Here is a 16,107-nt window from a genome sequence, read left to right as displayed (position 1 = left end):
CAAAAAGGGCGCTCGGAGGCGCCCCTTTCTCATCTCATGCGGCCCTACTTACTCCACCGACAGCGCCACGAAGCGCGGCTCGCCCTCGCGGCGGATCAGCAGCAGCAAAGACTTGCGGCCCGCCTCCTTCGCCTCGTCGATGCGGTCCTGCAGGTCGTCCAGGGTCGCCACCTTCTGCTGGCCGGCCTCGGCGATCACGTCACCGGCGCGCAGGCCCTTTTCGAAGGCCGCGGCAGTCTCGTCGATCTCGCGCACCACAAGGCCAGAGGCATCGGCGGGCAGGCCGAGCTCCGAGGCCAACTCGCTGTCGAGCGGGCTGAGCGTCATGCCCAGCATCTCTTCTTGTGCAGGCGCTTGCGGGGTGTCGGCGGCGGCGGGGGTCGCCGTCGCCTCGGCCTCTTCGCGCCGGCCAAGCGTGACCAGCAGCGTTTCGGTGCGGCCCTCGCGCAGCACGATCACGCGCACGGCCTTGCCGACATCGGCATCGGCGACGCGGCGCACCAGATCGCGGGTGTCGGACACGTTGCCACCGTCAAAGCTGGTGATCACGTCGCCGGCCAGCATCCCGGCATCCATCGCCGGACCCTCTGGCACATCGGTAACCAGCGCGCCGGCGGCGGTCTCGATGCCGATGGCCTCGGCGACATCCGGGGTCACGTCCTGGATCTTGACGCCGAGCCAGCCGCGGCGGGTCTCGCCGAACTCCTGCAGCTGGGTCACGACCTTGCCAACGACATTCGAGGCCATCGAGAAGCCGATGCCGATCGATCCGCCATTGGGCGACAGGATCGCGGTGTTCACGCCGATGACCTGCCCTTCCATGTTGAAGAGCGGCCCGCCAGAGTTGCCGCGGTTGATGGCGGCGTCGGTCTGGATGAAGTCGTCATAGGTGCCGGCCAGCTCGCGGTTGCGGGCGGAGACGATCCCGGCGGACACCGAGAAACCCTGCCCCAGCGGGTTGCCCATCGCCATCACCCAGTCGCCGACGCGCATCACGTCGCTGTCGCCGAAGCTGACGAAGGGCAGCGGCGCATCGCTGGTGACCTTCAGCAGCGCGATATCGGTCTTGGGGTCGGTGCCGACCACTTCGGCGGGCAGGGTCTTGCCCGAGAAGAACTCGATCTCGATCTCGTCCGCGCCGTCGATGACGTGGTTGTTGGTGACGATGAACCCGTCCTCCGAGATCACGAATCCCGAGCCGAGCGCATCGGACCGGCGGGGCGTGGAGGGGCCCTGCCCTTCAGGATCCATGAACTCGCGGAAGAAATCCTCGAAGGGCGAGCCTTCGGGCAGCATCGGCCCGCGCGGCATCGCCGGGGCGGCCACGGTGGTCGAGGTGGTGATGTTGACCACGGCCGGGCTGACCTGCTGGGCGAGGTCGGCAAAGCTTTCCGGCGCCGCGCGGGCGGCGGACGGCACGGCCTGGCCGATGACCAGAGCGAGGCCGATGGCCGCGACCCACAGCATGTGCAGCGCGCTGCGTCCCCGCGGCGCGCGCCCGTCTTGCCGCAGCGTCTGGGACATGTCCCGAGTTGACATATTCTACTCCCCTTATCCTCATCGCCGGGTTCCCTGACGGGAACGGCTTACCCTGTTGTCGGGTTGCGCAGGCCGCATTGCAAGCCACAGCAGGTCGCGCCCCGTCACATGCGGGTGAGCGCCCTGAAACAGCCGCCCGGTTTCGTGGCCTCGATGGCCGCAGGTCAGGCCCCGAGGCTGCGCGCCAGCCAGATCAGCACCACCCCCACCGCCAGCGCCCCGAGGCCCAGCATCCGCCGCCGGTCAGCCGTCTGCGCGCGCAGCCAGTCCAGCGCCGCTTCGATACGCGAAGGGGCCAGTGCAAGCACCAGCCCCTCCACCGCAAGCACCAACCCGACCGCGAGGATCAGGAGGGCCATGATCTCAGTTCGCCGGAGCTGCCGGGGCCGCCTCTGCCGGGGCCTCTTCCGCCGGAGCGGCTTCGGCCGGGGCCGGGTCGGCAGGGGCCTCGACGTCTGCCGGAGCCTCTGCCGCAGGAGCCTCTGCTGCCGGGGCGATGGCCGGGCTCGCGGCAAGGGTGCCGGCGCCGGACTCGTTCAGGAAGGTGAAGAACTCGCTGTCGGGCGAGAGCACCAGCGTCGAGTTTCCGGGCTGCAACGCGGTGGTATAGGCGCTGAGCGAGCGGTAGAACTCGAAGAACTCCTCGTCGGCACCGAAGGCCTCGGCATAGATCGCGTTGCGCAGCGCATCGGCTTCACCGCGGATGATCTCGGCCTGGCGGCGCGCGTCGGAGACGGTTTCCACCACGGTCCGGTCGGCCTGCGCGCGAACCCGCTGCGCCGCCTCGTTACCGCGGGCGATCTCGTCGGCCGCCTCGCGTTCGCGTTCGGCCCGCATCCGGGCGAAGGTGGCCTCAAGGTTCTGCTCCGGCAGGTCGGTCCGGATCAGCCGCACGTCGATGATCTCGACCCCAAGGCCGGCGGCCTCGGTGCGGGCGCTGTCGCGAATCCGCGTGGTCAGTGCCGCCCGGTCCACCGACAGGATCGAGTCGGAGGTGACAGAACCCAGAACCTCGCGCAGACGCGAGCGCAGGATCAGGTCGATCCGGGCCTCGGCCGAGGCGGTACCGCCGACGCCGACGGCCTGGCGGAACTGCACCACATCGGTGATGCGGTAGCGCGCGAAGGCGTCGACCACGAGGCGGCGGTCATCCAGCGGCGTGACCTCGATCGGGTCGATGTCGCGCGACAGGATGCGGTCGTCGTAGCGCACGACTTCCTGGATCAGCGGGATCTTGAACGCCAGACCCGGCTCTTCCTTGACCGACTTGATCTGGCCGAACTGCAGGACCAGCGCCTTTTCGCGCTCGTCCACGATGAAGATCGAGGACAGGAGCCCGACCACGGCAACAACGGCAACGCCGAGAAGAATGGCTGTGCGGTTCATCAGTTGGTGCCTCCGGTCGTCGTGGCCTGGCCGCCGGTGGTGGCGGTGGCTGCTGCGGGCGCGCCGCGTCCCAGCTCGTTCAGCGGCAGGAACGGCACAACGCCTTGCGTGCCGACCGCGGCCGGGTCGATCACGATCTTGTCCACGCCGCCAAGCACGTCTTCCATGGTCTCGAGGTAAAGGCGCTTGCGCGTCACCTCGGGGGCCTTGGAATACTCGGTCAGAACCGCGCTGAAGCGGCTCGCCTCACCCTCGGCCTCGTTGACCACCTGCGCGCGGTAGCCCTCGGATTCCTCGACGATCTGCGCCGCGTCACCGCGGGCCTGGCCGAGCACGCGGTTGGCATAGCCGTCCGCCTCGTTCTGCAGGCGGGTGCGCTGCTGTTCGGCGGCCTGCACTTCGCGGAAGGCGTCGATGACTTCGGCCGGCGGGTCGGCGCGGTCGAAGTTCAGACGCACGACGTTGAGCCCGCTGCCATAGCTGTCAAGCGTGGTCTGGATCATCTCCTGCAGCCGTGCCGCGATCAGCCCGCGGTCGCGGTTCAGGATCGGGGCCAGCGGGCTTTGGGCGATGATCTCGCGCATCGCGGATTCCGACACCGCGCGCACCGTGGCTTCGGGGTCGCGCAGGTTGAAGAGGTAGCGCTCGGGGTCCGAGATGTTCCACACGACCTGGAAGTCGATGTCGACGATGTTCTCGTCACCCGTCAGCATCAGGCCGGCCTCGGCGATGCCGCTGCGCGACATGCCGATATCGACGGTCCGTTCCGGCGTGACCGGGATCACCGTGGCGGTGATCACCGGCCAAGGCGCGAAGTTCAGGCCGGGCTCCCCCAGGGACGAGAATTCACCGAGGAACAGCTCGACGGATTTTTCTTCGGGGCGCACCGTGTAGAACGACGCAAAGGCCCAGAGGCCGACCACGGCAAGCGCCGCGATGCCAAGGGTGCCGCGCGAAAAGGCCGGGCCCTTGGGGCCGCCGCTGCCGCCCGGTGGCTGCGGGCCACGCGGGCCGCGCCCGCCCATGAGCACCCGAAGCTGCTCCTGGCCCTTTTTCATGATCTCTTCGATTTCGGGGATCTGCGAGCCGCCTTCGCCCGGGCGTTTCTGCCCACGCTTGTCGTCGTCATTCCCGCCGCTGCCTCCGCCGCCCCCCCAGGGACCTCCATTCGCCATAAGCCCGTCTTCCCTTCAATTTCCGTTTACCGGTTGTCTTGCTAACTGGTCATCGCGCGGCCGAAATCAAGCTGTGCGCACCGGCTTTCGCATCGTGACCAGTTCTTCCGCCATCGTCGGATGCACCGCGCAGGTGCGGTCGAAATCCTCCTTGGTGGCGCCCATCTTCATCGCGATGCCGACCATCTGGATCATCTCGCCCGCCTCGGGTGCGACGATATGGCAGCCCAGAACGCGGCGCGTGTCCTTGCAGACCACGAGTTTCATCAGCACCCGGTCGGCCCGCCCGGCAAAGGCCGAGCGCATCGGCTTGAAGCTGGACACATAGACCTCGATCGGCCCCTTGGCCCGCGCCGCGTCTTCGGTCAGGCCCACGGTTGCCAGTTCCGGCGTGGTGAACACCGCCGAGGCGACGAGATCGTGATCGGGCTGGCGCGGGTCGGCGCCAAAGACGGTATCGGCAAAGGCATGGCCCTCGCGGATCGCCACCGGGGTCAGCTGGATACGGTCGGTCACATCGCCCACCGCATAGATCGAGGGCACGGCGGTCTGGCTCCAGCCATCGACCGGCACCTTGCCACCCTTGCCAAGCGCGACGCCTGCCGCCTCCAGCCCCAGGCTTTCGGTGTTGGGCACGCGGCCGGTGGCATAGATCACCTTGCCGAACACATCGCTGCGCCCATCCATGCAGGTCACGCGGAAGCCGCCCGCCTCGGGCTCGATGCCGGAGACCACGACCCCGCAATGCAGGTCGATGCCCTGGGCCTTCATGTCCTCGGCCACCAGATCGACGGCTTCCTCGTCGAACTCCTTCAGGATACGGGCGCTGCGCTGGAACTGCGTTACCTTCACGCCAAGCCCGGCAAGGATGCAGGCGAACTCGCAGGCGATATAGCCGCCGCCGACGATCAGCACGGAGGCAGGCAGCGCATCGAGCTTGAAGATGTCATTCGAGGTCAGCACATGCTCCGAGCCGGGGAAGTGCGGCACGAAGGGCCGGCCACCAACGGCCACAAGGATGTGCTTGGCCCGCACGGTCTTGCCGCCCGCCAGATGCACGGTATGGGCATCCACCACCGTCGCGCGGCAGTCATGCACCTCGACCCCGGCACTCGACAGCCCGCCGCGATAGGCCTTCTCCAGCCGGTCCAGCTCGCTATCCAGCCTGGCGCGGAACGCGCTCCAGTCGAGGCCGCCCACCGTCACCTGCCAGCCATAGGCCTGCGCATCGGCCATCGCCGTGGGGAAGCTGGAGGCGAAGACCATCAGCTTTTTCGGCACGCAGCCGCGGATCACGCAGGTGCCGCCCATGCGGTATTCCTCGGCAAGCCCGACTCGGGCGCCATGCTGGCCCGCCGCGATCCGCGCCGCGCGCACACCGCCCGAGCCGCCGCCGATGACGAAGAGGTCGTAGTCGAAATCCATAAGATCAGTCCCCGAGGTCGGCAAAGATGTTCTCGGCATCGACAAAGTCGATCCGGTCATGCTCGACCGTGCCGCGGTTGATGTCGCGCAATTCCACGCGCCCGTCACCCTGCCCGATGATCACCACATCGCAGATGTCGATGAAGAGGCCATTCTCGACCACGCCCGGGATCTGGTTGATGACCAGCGCGAGCTGCCGCGCATTGCCGATGCGGTTCAGGTGCAGGTCGACGATATAGTTGCCCTCGTCGGTGATGAAGGGCTGCTGCCCGTTCAACCGCAGCGAGGTGGACCGGCCAAGCACGTCGAGGCTGACCAGCGTCTCCTCGATCAGCGCTTTGGTGGTCTGCCAGCCGAAGGGCACCACCTCCACCGGCAGTGGGAAGGCCCCCAGCTGCGAGACTTCCTTGGCGGCATCGGCAATCACGATCATCTGGTCCGACGCCGTCGCCACGATCTTTTCCTGCAGCAACGCGCCGCCGCCGCCCTTGATCAGGTTCAGGTTGGCGTCGAATTCGTCGGTGCCGTCGATGGTCACGTCCAGCCATTTCGCCTCGTCGAGCCCGATGACGGTGATCCCCACCGACCGCGCCAGATCGGCGGTGCGGCTTGACGTGGGAACGCCGGTGATCCGCAACCCCTCCTCGCGCACCAGCTCGCCGAGGCAGCGCACCATCCAGGCGGCGGTGGACCCGGTGCCGAGCCCGACGCGCATACCGTCTTCCACGAAGTCCACGGCGCGCTTGGCGGCGGCGAACTTGGCCTTGTCGATCGGGGAAAGCTCTGCGGGCATCGGTCACTCCGGATCCAGTGTCGCCGTGGGTTATAGGCAAACTGACGCGCGCGTGCGAGGGGCAATTCGCCCCGGGACAGGCGCCTTCCGCCGCAGCGGGGCGCGGCAAGGTCGCTTTTCGGATGGCGCTTGGCGCGCGCAGGGGCCACCTTGAAGGGCGCGCAACAGGAAGCCCCCTCCCCCATGTTCCTTTCGGTCTTCGATATCTTCAAGCTGGGCGTCGGCCCGTCGTCTTCGCACACCATGGGCCCGATGGTGGCCGGGGCGCGGTTCCTCGAGATGATGCGCGCCTCGCCCTTCCGGTTTCACGGGCTGCGCGCCAGCCTGCACGGCTCGCTCGCCTTCACCGGCAAGGGCCATGCCACCGACCGCGCCACCATCCTCGGCCTCGCCGGGTTCGAGCCCGCGAGCTACGACCATGCCAAGGCCGAGGCCGCGCTGGAGGACATCGCCGCGCGCCATGTGATCGAGGCGCCGGGCCTGCCGCCCCTGGCCTTCCACCCCGAGCGCGACCTGATCTTCGACTACGGCGCCCCCTTGCCCGGCCATGCCAATGGCATGGTCCTGATGGCGACCGACGCGCAAGGCGACGTGATCCTGCGCGAGACCTTCTTCTCCATCGGCGGCGGCTTCGTCCTGACCGAGGCGGAACAGGCCGGCATCACCGATGCCGCCCTCACGGCCCCCGCCCCGGTGCCCTACCCGTTCCGCAGCGCCGCCGAGATGCTGGCGATGGCGGCCGCCTCGGGCCGCAGCATCGCGCAGATGAAGCGCGCGAACGAGGAGGTGTTCCGCAAACCGGCCGAGATCGACGCCGGCATCGCCCGGATCTGGGAGGTGATGACCGCCTGCATCGACCGCGGCCTTGCCACGGGCGGCATCCTGCCCGGCGGGCTGAACGTGCGGCGGCGGGCGAAGTCGATCCACGAGGCGCTGCTGGCCGAGCGCGGGCTGAACCTGACCGCCCCCCACGCGATCAACGACTGGATGAGCGCCTATGCCATGGCGGTGAACGAGGAAAACGCCGCCGGCGGCCAGGTGGTGACCGCCCCCACCAATGGCGCCTCGGGCGTGGTGCCCTCCGTGATGCGCTACTGGCTCGATCATGTGCCGGGCGCCAGCCGCGCCCGGATCGGGGAGTTCCTGCTGACCGCCGCCGCCGTGGGCGGCCTCGTCAAGACCAATGCCTCGATCTCTGGCGCGGAATGCGGCTGCCAGGCCGAGGTCGGCAGCGCCGCCGCGATGGCCGCGGCCGGGCTGGCGGCGGTTCTGGGCGGCACCCCGGAACAGGTGGAAAACGCCGCCGAAATCGCGCTGGAGCATCACCTCGGCATGACCTGCGACCCGATCCGCGGGCTGGTGCAGGTGCCCTGCATCGAGCGCAACGGGCTTGGCGCGATCAAGGCCGTCTCCGCCGCCTCCCTCAGCTTGCGCGGAGACGGCCAGCATCTGGTGCCGCTCGATGCCTGCATCGAGACGATGCGCCAGACCGGGCGCGACATGCATGAGAAATACAAGGAAACCTCGCTCGGCGGCCTCGCGGTGAACGTGCCGAACTGCTGACCCCCTCGGCCTTTGCCTTTTCCAAATATCCCCGCCGGAGGCACCCCGAGCCGCCGCCCTGCGGCGGCGAGCCAAAAGACCTGGCCCGCAGGGCCTCCGCTTGCTTCGCCCCGGGCATGTCGCTTTCAGGATGGACGCCCCAACCCGCCCCCGCTAGCCAAGGCCCCATGACCCACTCTCCCGACCGCATCCTGCCCGGCGTGGCGCTGATGATCGCGTTTTGCGTGATCGCGCCGCTGATCGACGTTTCCTCCAAGGCCGCCGCACAGGCGGTGCCGGTCGGTGTCGTCACGCTTGGCCGCTTCGTGGTGCAGGCGGCGCTGATGCTGCCGGTGGTGCTGGTGATGGGCCTCTCCTGGCGGATGACGCCGGTGGCGCTGCGGCTGCTGCTGGCGCGGGCGGTGGTCTCGATCCTCGCCACCTTCTGCTTCGTCGCCGCGGTACAGGTCATGCCCATCGCCGACGCGCTGGCCGTGGCCTTCGTCGAGCCGTTCATCATCCTCCTGATCGGCAAGCTGGTGCTGCACGAACAGGTCGGCCCGCGGCGGCTTGGCGCGGCGGCGGTGGGCTTTGGCGGCGCGCTGCTGGTGATCCAGCCCTCCTTCGCCATGTTCGGCGCGGTGGCGCTGTTCCCGCTTGGCACGGCCCTCTTCTTCGCGCTCTACATGCTGATCACCCGCCGGCTCAGCCGCGAGATGCATGCGGTGACCATGCAGCTGCACACCGCCATCGCGGCGGCGCTGATCTGCCTGCCGCTGCTGGCTCTGGGTCATCTCTCGGGCGTTCCGGCGCTGACCTTCGCCCTGCCGCCCTCGCTGCCGTTCTGGGGCTGGTGCTTCGGCGTTGGCCTTGCCGCCACGATCAGCCATATGGCGATCACCTATGCGCTGCAATTCGCGCCCTCCTCGACACTGGCGCCGCTGCATTACCTGGAAATCGTGACGGCCACGCTGTTCGGCTACCTGTTCTTCAAGGACTTCCCCGGCGGGATGACCTGGACGGGCATCGCCATCATCGTCGCCTCGGGGCTCTACGTCATCCACCGCGAGCGGGTGACGGCGCGGATCACCCGGCCAGGGAAATCGCCGGCAGCAACGCCCCAAGCGCGGGTCTGAGCCAGGCCCGCGGCAGCAGCACCAGCATCGGCCCGTCGATCTGCAGGTCCACCGGCCCGGTCGCCTCGTTCGAGGTGCCGATCCGGCCCGCAGGCGCGAAGTCCAGCCCGTCGATCGGCCAGCGCAGCCCGGAGGAGCGGCCCGTGGCCGGCCCCATCGGGAACAGCGACAGCCGCACCCCCGGCTCCAGCGGCAGCGTCAGGCGCGGCGGGCACAGGAAGATCACATCCTCGGGCCCGAGGATCAGGCAGCGCTGATGCGGATGGCTCGCCAGCGCCGTCATCACCGACAGCGTGTGGTCCAGCCGCAGCCCGGCAAAGCCGAGGCCAAGCAGGAACGGCGCCTCGACCAGCCGCAGGCATTTTTCGAAATCGGTGGAGTCCTGCTCGGGCACCTTATGCTGCCGGTCCAGCGGGATCGCGGCGCGTGCGGCGGCGCTGACCGAATCGAAATCACCGATCACCGCGCCCGGCATCCGCCCCGCCGCCAGCGCCCCGTCAGCCCCGCCATCGGCGGCCACCAGCAGCGGCGCAAGGGCCAGCGCCAGATCCAGATCCGCATGGGCGAAATCCCCGCCGCCAAGCAGGGTGACGCCGGTCTTTGATTGGACAAGGGCTTCCGTCATGCGGATACTGATCCCAATTAAGGCAGCGGAAGGCAACCTCGGCCGGATTCATTCCTTGGTTTTTCCTCATTCCGCCCATGGTAACGATCCGTTTGCCATGGATGGTCCATCCACGGAGTCCTGAAAGAGGCGAGAAATCATGGTCGGTGCGAGTAAAATCCTGACAGTGTCCTACGGCACGTTCTCGTGCACTCTGGAAGGATTTGACGATCCCTTCTCGACCATGAAGGCCATTGCCGAGTATTTCCGCGAGCTTGCCGCCGAGGACCGCTACTTTGGCGCCGAACCGCCCACCCCCGATGCCGAGATGCTGCACCGCATCGCCGAGCGCGAGATCCAGCGCCGGGTCGAGGCGAAGATCGGGGCGAATGGCGTGGTGCTGCGGCAAGAGGACAGCGCCGCCCCCGAGGCCCCGCCGCGGGTGACGATGGGCCAGCCGGTGGCGCCCTCGCCGGTGGTTGCCGAGGCAGCCCCGGTTGAGACCTCCGTGCTGCATGTTGCCGCGCAGGCTCCCGCCGCGCAGCCGCCCGCTGTTCAGCCGCCCGCTGTTCAGCCGCCCGCTGTTCAGCCGCCCGCTGTTCAGCCGCCCGCTGTTCAGCCGCCCGCTGTTCAGCCGATTGCCGAAGAGATCGAGGACGACGCCCCCACCCTGCGCCCCGCCGCCGAAGCCGGCAGCGCCGAGGCCGAAAGCGTTGCCGCCAAACTGATGCGCATCCGCGCCGCCGTCGCCGGCAGCCGCGCCGCGGAGCCTGCGATGGAAGCTGTGGAGGCTGTTGGACCGGAGACCGGGGCAGAGGCGCCGACGGCCGAGGTCGAAGCCGTCACAGGTGCCATGGCCGCAGCGTTCGATGCGCAAGCCGATGCCGAAGAAGCTGGGGTTTGGACGCCGGAGGACGTGGCAGAGGTCGCGTTCGAGGCGCCGGCCGCAGGTGAGGCCGAGGTTGCGGCCGAAGCGGATGACCCGTCGATGGTCGATGACCAGGCCGCGCTGCTGGACTCGCTGACCGCCGCCCTGGCGGAAGACGTGCCGGTCGCAGAGGCGGATGAGGGTGTCGCAGAAGAATTGGCCTTCGAGGACCTGGCCTTCGAAGAGGTGGTCTTCGCGGATCTGACCGGCGAGGCGCCGGCTGATGAAGTGCCGGCCAGCCAGGAGATCGTTGCCGAAGAGCCGGTTGCCGACGCGTGGCCCGGCGCGGAGTTCGTGGCTGCCCAGACCGCCGAAGCCGAGGATGCCGAGATCGTCGCACTGAGCGATCTGGTCCGCGACCTCGAGACGGAGGCGGCGGCGCCGGTGATGGCGGAAGCCGCCGAGAGCACCGATCTTGGCTTTGTCGCCGCAGGTGTCTGGCCGGATGCGACGATTGAGGATGACGCGGCGCACACTGACGCAGAGCAAGACGGCGCAGAGCAAGACGGCGCAGAGCAGGACGGCGCGCTGGACCTGGCGGACTGGGACGAGGGCGAGGACATCTCTGCCCCCGAGCACGCTGACCCGCATGGGCTGACGGACATGGCGCCCGACGCGCTGCCCGATGCCATCGCCGACATGCTCGCCGCCGAGACGCGGCTTGACGCCGAAGACGAGGGCACGGGTGCCGCCGAGGCCGACGCGCTTGTGGCAGACGCTGCAGGCGAGACCCGTGACGACGCTGGCTTCCTTGAGACGCAAGCCGAGGCGCAGCCCGAGCCGGAGGCCCGGCCGGAGCCGCAGCCCAACCCCCAAGCCGAGCCGCGCAGCGAGAACGCGCTGCAGCGCGCCCGGGCGCGGGTGATCAAGGTGCGGCGCATCGAGGTGGCCGAGGCGCAGGTTGCCCCGCAACCGGCGCCCGCCGCCGATCCGGTGCTGAGCGGGATCGAGGCGGCCCTGGGCGATACCGGGCTGTCGGCCGAGGATGAGGCGGACCTGCTGGCCGAACTGGCCGCCGTCGAGCGTGAGGCTCCTGGGGCCCGCGCTGCGAGTACCGCGCCGGCCGTTCAGATGCAGGATGCGGCGCCCGCGGCACCGCGGGTGTCCGAGATCGAGGATGCCGAGATCGTCGAGACCGAAACGGATGCCGGCGTTGCCGCCGACTCGGAAGTCGATTCGGGCGCCGACCGTCCGGTTCTGGGCCGCGGCCCGGCCGACGAGGCTGCGGTGTCGCGGCTGATCGAGACCGCCAACACCCGGCTGGAAGGCACCGAGACCCGTCGCCGCTTCTCGGCCATCGCCCATCTGAAGGCCGCCGTGGCCGCCACCGTCGCCGACCGCGCGCTGCAGACGCAGGCCGCGGGCACCGCCCTGGTGCAGGACAGCGAAGAAGCCATCGACCGCTACCGCGACGACCTGACCAAGGCCGTGCGCCCGCGCCGGCCCGGCGAGGCCAGCGCGCAAACTGCGCGCCCCGGCGCCGACCGTGCGCAGGCGCCGCTGGTGCTGGTGTCGGAACAGCGGGTGGACCGCCCGGCCGCGGCGCAGCCGCAAGAGGTGGGCGCCATCCGCCCGCGCCGGGTGACGACCAGCACGCTGCGGCTGACCGAGATGCTTGGGGCCGAGGACGAGGGGGAAGACGACGTGCCGGCCCCGACCCCCGAGGAAGCCCGCAGCTTTGCCGATTTCGCGGATCGCCTGGGGGCCAATGGCCTCGCCGACCTGCTGGAGGCTGCCGCCGCCTATACCGCCGCGGTCGAAGGGCGTCCGCATTTCTCGCGCCCGCAGATCATCAAGAAGGTGGCGCGGCTGGCCGATGAGGCCGATTACAGCCGCGAGGCGAGCCTGCGGTCCTTCGGGATGCTGCTGCGCGAGGGCAAGATCCAGAAGGTGAAGCGCGGGCAGTTCGCCATCTCGGACAACTCGCGCTTCATGTCGGAGGCGCGCCGCGCGGCACGCTGAAGTCACTCCGATAACGAAAAACGCCGAAGCGCCCCGGGGCTGCTTCGGCGTTTTGCTGTCTGGTCAGTCGTCCGAGGCGTCGCCGGAGCCGTCCGATGCCGAGTCCTGCGACGGGCGCCGTGCGGGCGGAATGGCAGCCGCCTCCGGATCTGGCTGCCCCACACCGCGGAACACCGCGCGGAAGGGCAGGATCCAGATGATCCCCAGCAGCACATAGACCACGAATTCCGCCGCGATCGGCAGGCGGCCGAAGCGCGCATCGAACCAGTTCACCAGCGTGACGGCGGCGATGATGTAAAGCGGCATCCCGACCAGCAGGATCAGCAGCGACAGCCGCCGGCGGGCGCGGTAGGACAGCGCCATTGGCTCAATCCTCGAAGGGATCGGTGACGAGGATGGTATCGTCACGCTCGGGGCTGGTGGACAGCATGGCGACGGGGCAATGGATCAGCTCCTCGATCCGCCGCACATACTTGATCGCCGCCGCCGGCAGTTCGGCCCAGGACCGCGCGCCTTGGGTGCTTTCGTGCCAGCCGTCCATTTCCTCGTAGATCGGCACGACGCGGGCCTGCAGCGCCGCGGCGGTGGGCAGGTAGTCGTATTTCACGCCGTCGATCTCATATCCCACGCAGATCTTCAGTGTGTCGAACCCGTCGAGCACGTCGAGCTTGGTCAGCGCGATGCCGTTGACGCCGGAGATGGCGCAGGTCTGGCGCACCAGCACCGCATCGAACCAGCCGCAGCGGCGCTTGCGCCCGGTGACGGTGCCGAATTCATGGCCGCGCTCTCCCAGCCGCTGGCCATCGGCATCGGTCAGTTCGGTCGGGAACGGGCCCTCGCCGACGCGGGTGGTGTAGGCCTTGACGATCCCCAGCACGAAGCCGATGGCCGAGGGGCCAAGCCCGGTGCCGGTGGCCGCCATGCCCGACATGGTGGTGGACGATGTGACGTAGGGATAGGTGCCGAAGTCGATATCCAGCAGGCTGCCCTGCGCGCCCTCGAACAGGATGCGCTTGCCGGCGCGGCGCATCTCACCCAGCACCTTCCACACCGGCTGTGCATATTGCAGCAGCTTCGGCGCGATCTCGGCCAGCTTGGCCTCCAGCGCGGCGCGGTCGATGGGGGTGGCGCCAAGGCCGGCGCGCAGCGGGTCATGGTGCGCCAGCAGCCGGTCGATGCGGGCGGTCAGCGTGTCGGGATCGGCCAGATCGGCGACGCGGATCACCCGGCGGCCGACCTTGTCCTCATAGGCCGGGCCGATGCCGCGGCCGGTGGTGCCGATCTTGGCCTTGCCGGCGGCATCCTCGCGCAGCTTGTCGAGATCCTGGTGCAGCGGCAGGATCAGCGGAGCGTTTTCCGCGATCATCAGGTTCTCGGGGCTGATCGCCACGCCCTGCGCCGCCAGCTTGTCGATCTCGGCGAACAGCGCCCAGGGGTCCAGCACCACGCCGTTGCCGATCACCGCCAGCTTGCCGGGGCGCACGATGCCCGAGGGCAGCAGCGACAGCTTGAACACCGTCTCGCCGATCACCAGCGTATGGCCGGCATTGTGCCCGCCCTGGAAGCGCGCGATCACGTCGGCCCGTTCCGACAGCCAATCGACGATCTTGCCTTTGCCTTCGTCACCCCACTGGGCCCCGACCACGACGACGTTTGCCATTGCGCATTGCTCCTCAGGCGTCAAACCCGGGCCGGTATAGCCGCGCGCGCCGCCGGGCGAAACCGCCTTTTTCGAAGGGGCGCGTCGTTAAGGCGATTGTTGTGGGGCACTGCCTGTTTCCGGCGCGATCAGGGGACTTGCCAGTGGCAGGTCCCCCGCGTCGGTTGCCCGGAGGCGCAAGCCGGAGGGCAAGGGGGTGACGCTTGGTCTGCCGGTTCCAAATTCTGATGCGACCGCCCCGGTGGGCACGCATGTGTCTGCCCCCCATTACGTTTCGTGGGGGGGCGGGCACAGCGGAATTTCGTCGACGGCCGAAATTCTGGTCAGAGACCTTGGCTGGCCGAGGCGCCGAGAGTTACAGCCCCTTCGACCGATACGACTTCGCCACGCGGTCGATGGCGACCACATAGGCGGCCATGCGCAGGTCGGTCACTTCGGGGCGGGTGTGCCAGACCTCGCGCATCGACTGATAGGCGATGCGCATCGTGTCATCGAGGCCCGAGCGCACCAGCTCCAGCTCATCCGCGCCGCGCAGGTACTTGTCCTTGAAGCCCGGCGACAGCGTCCAGCCAAGCCCCTTGTCCGAGGACAGCCGCTCCAGCTCATCCACCAGCAGCTTGTGGCGCGCCTCTTCCTGGCGGCGTTCCATGCGGCCGAAATGGATGTGGCTGAGGTTCTTGACCCATTCGAAATAGGACACCGTGACGCCACCGGCGTTGGCATACATGTCGGGGATCAGCACCGTGCCCTTGTCGCGCAGCACCGCGTCGGCGCCCGCCGTCACCGGGCCGTTCGCGGCCTCGACGATCAGCGGCGCCTTGATGCGCGCGGCGTTGGACAGGTTGATGACCGCCTCCATTGCCGCAGGGATCAGGATGTCGCAGTCGGTTTCCAGCATTGATGCGCCATCGGCGGTGAAGGTCGCGCCGGGGAAATCCTTGACGCCGCCGTTGAGGCGGATCCAGTCGCGCACCGCCTCGACCTCCAGCCCGGTGGCCGAGAAGATCGCGCCATCCCGCTCGATGATGCCGGTGATGATGGCGCCGTCTTCTTCCGACAGGAACTTGGCGGTGTGATAGCCCACGTTCCCCAGGCCCTGCACGATAACACGCTTGCCCTCGATCCCGCCGAAGAGGCCGGCCTTGGCCACATCTTCGGGATGGCGGAAGAACTCGCGCAGACCATATTGCAGGCCGCGCCCCGTCGCCTCGACCCGGCCGGCGATGCCGCCCTGATGCAGCGGCTTGCCGGTGACGCAGGCCATGGCGTTGATGTCGGTGGTGTTCATGCGCTGATACTGGTCGACGATCCAGGCCATCTCGCGCTCGGAGGTGCCCATGTCGGGGGCGGGGACGTTCTGGCTGGGGTTGATCAGGTCTCGCTTGATCAGCTCATAGGCGAAGCGGCGGGTGATGCGCTCCAGCTCATGCTCTTCCCATTCGCGCGGATCGATGCAAAGCCCGCCCTTCGATCCACCGAACGGCGCCTCGACCAGCGCGCATTTGTAGGTCATCAGCGCCGCCAGCGCCTCGACCTCGTCCTGGTTGACGCTCATCGCATAGCGGATGCCGCCCTTGACCGGCTCTTGGTGTTCGGAATGGACCGAGCGATAGCCGGTGAAGGTGTGGATGTCGCCACGCAGCCGCACCCCGAAGCGCACCGTATAGGTCGAGTTGCAGACCCGGATCTTCTCTTCCAGCCCCGGGGACAGGTCCATGACCGCCACCGCGCGGTTGAACATCAGATCGACGGATTCGCGGAAAGTCGGTTCTCCGGTAACGAACATTGCAGAATTCTCCCTTATACGCGGCCAGACGTGACAGCCTGCCGCAGCAGCCTAGGCGGGTTTGCCGGCAGAAGCACTACGCGAATCACCCGGCATGGCGAGGGTCCGCCCGGCCCGAAGGAAGCATGCCCGCCCCGCCAGTGCCGCATTCGCCCGGTCTCCGGCGGGCAC

13 protein-coding genes are annotated in these 16,107 nt (G+C 68.6%); 3 read left to right on the top strand and 10 right to left on the bottom strand.

Annotated elements, in window-relative coordinates; translation table 11 throughout:
* Positions 1–48: 48 nt before the first annotated feature.
* The 6 genes from GVY41_RS02785 to rpiA form a co-directional block, all read right to left on the bottom strand.
* Complete coding sequence (locus tag GVY41_RS02785) at positions 49–1,539, bottom strand: Do family serine endopeptidase (RefSeq protein ID WP_161343901.1); 1,491 nt, start codon at positions 1,537–1,539, stop codon at positions 49–51.
* Positions 1,540–1,703: 164 nt separating this feature from the next.
* A complete protein-coding gene (locus GVY41_RS02780; protein WP_161343903.1) occupies positions 1,704–1,898 on the bottom strand; it encodes a DUF2065 domain-containing protein in 195 nt (64 codons plus the stop codon).
* 4 nt (positions 1,899–1,902) lie between these two features.
* Positions 1,903–2,925: a protease modulator HflC gene (gene hflC / locus GVY41_RS02775; protein ID WP_161343905.1), complete on the bottom strand. Its 1,023-nt coding sequence runs from the start codon at positions 2,923–2,925 to the stop codon at positions 1,903–1,905.
* The gene (gene hflK, locus GVY41_RS02770) at positions 2,925–4,100 is read right to left on the bottom strand and encodes an FtsH protease activity modulator HflK (RefSeq protein ID WP_161343907.1); all 1,176 of its coding nucleotides are present in this window, start codon (positions 4,098–4,100) and stop codon (positions 2,925–2,927) included. The genes hflC and hflK overlap by 1 nt, the downstream gene beginning before the upstream one ends.
* A gap of 66 nt (positions 4,101–4,166) precedes the next feature.
* Positions 4,167–5,525, bottom strand: a complete 1,359-nt coding sequence (gene gorA / locus GVY41_RS02765) for a glutathione-disulfide reductase (RefSeq protein ID WP_161343909.1) — start codon at positions 5,523–5,525, stop codon at positions 4,167–4,169.
* Between the two features lie 4 nt (positions 5,526–5,529).
* Complete coding sequence (gene rpiA, locus GVY41_RS02760) at positions 5,530–6,318, bottom strand: ribose-5-phosphate isomerase RpiA (RefSeq protein WP_161343911.1); 789 nt, start codon at positions 6,316–6,318, stop codon at positions 5,530–5,532.
* A 183-nt stretch (positions 6,319–6,501) separates the two neighbouring features.
* Here rpiA and GVY41_RS02755 point away from each other — a divergent pair, with 183 nt between their 5' ends.
* Both GVY41_RS02755 and GVY41_RS02750 read left to right on the top strand, forming a co-directional pair.
* Positions 6,502–7,881, top strand: a complete 1,380-nt coding sequence (locus tag GVY41_RS02755; RefSeq protein ID WP_161343913.1) for an L-serine ammonia-lyase — start codon at positions 6,502–6,504, stop codon at positions 7,879–7,881.
* 167 nt (positions 7,882–8,048) lie between these two features.
* Positions 8,049–8,996 carry a DMT family transporter gene (locus GVY41_RS02750; protein WP_161343915.1) on the top strand — a complete coding sequence of 316 codons (948 nt, stop codon included), beginning with the start codon at positions 8,049–8,051 and terminating at the stop codon, positions 8,994–8,996.
* On the opposite strand, the gene GVY41_RS02745 is transcribed toward GVY41_RS02750, so the two are convergent.
* Complete coding sequence (locus tag GVY41_RS02745) at positions 8,947–9,621, bottom strand: thiamine diphosphokinase (RefSeq protein ID WP_161343917.1); 675 nt, start codon at positions 9,619–9,621, stop codon at positions 8,947–8,949. The two genes, GVY41_RS02750 and GVY41_RS02745, sit on opposite strands and share 50 nt — an antisense overlap.
* A gap of 139 nt (positions 9,622–9,760) precedes the next feature.
* On the opposite strand from GVY41_RS02745, the gene GVY41_RS02740 reads away from it, so the two are divergent.
* Entirely contained in the window at positions 9,761–12,490 is a 2,730-nt protein-coding gene (locus tag GVY41_RS02740; RefSeq protein WP_161343919.1) for a hypothetical protein, read from the top strand.
* A gap of 63 nt (positions 12,491–12,553) precedes the next feature.
* Here the strand turns inward: GVY41_RS02740 and GVY41_RS02735 are convergent, their stop codons facing one another.
* The 3 genes from GVY41_RS02735 to GVY41_RS02725 all read right to left on the bottom strand — a co-directional run bounded on the left by GVY41_RS02735 (position 12,554) and on the right by GVY41_RS02725 (position 15,936).
* Positions 12,554–12,853 carry a DUF2842 domain-containing protein gene (locus GVY41_RS02735; protein WP_161343921.1) on the bottom strand — a complete coding sequence of 100 codons (300 nt, stop codon included), beginning with the start codon at positions 12,851–12,853 and terminating at the stop codon, positions 12,554–12,556.
* A 4-nt stretch (positions 12,854–12,857) separates the two neighbouring features.
* Entirely contained in the window at positions 12,858–14,150 is a 1,293-nt protein-coding gene (locus tag GVY41_RS02730) for an adenylosuccinate synthase (RefSeq protein ID WP_161343923.1), read from the bottom strand.
* A 355-nt stretch (positions 14,151–14,505) separates the two neighbouring features.
* A complete protein-coding gene (locus GVY41_RS02725; protein WP_161343925.1) occupies positions 14,506–15,936 on the bottom strand; it encodes a Glu/Leu/Phe/Val family dehydrogenase in 1,431 nt (476 codons plus the stop codon).
* Positions 15,937–16,107: the final 171 nt, after the last annotated feature.

Source organism: Frigidibacter albus (genome assembly GCF_009908165.1).
GTDB lineage: Bacteria > Pseudomonadota > Alphaproteobacteria > Rhodobacterales > Rhodobacteraceae > Frigidibacter > Frigidibacter albus.
This window is presented reverse-complemented; position numbering and strand designations above follow the sequence as displayed.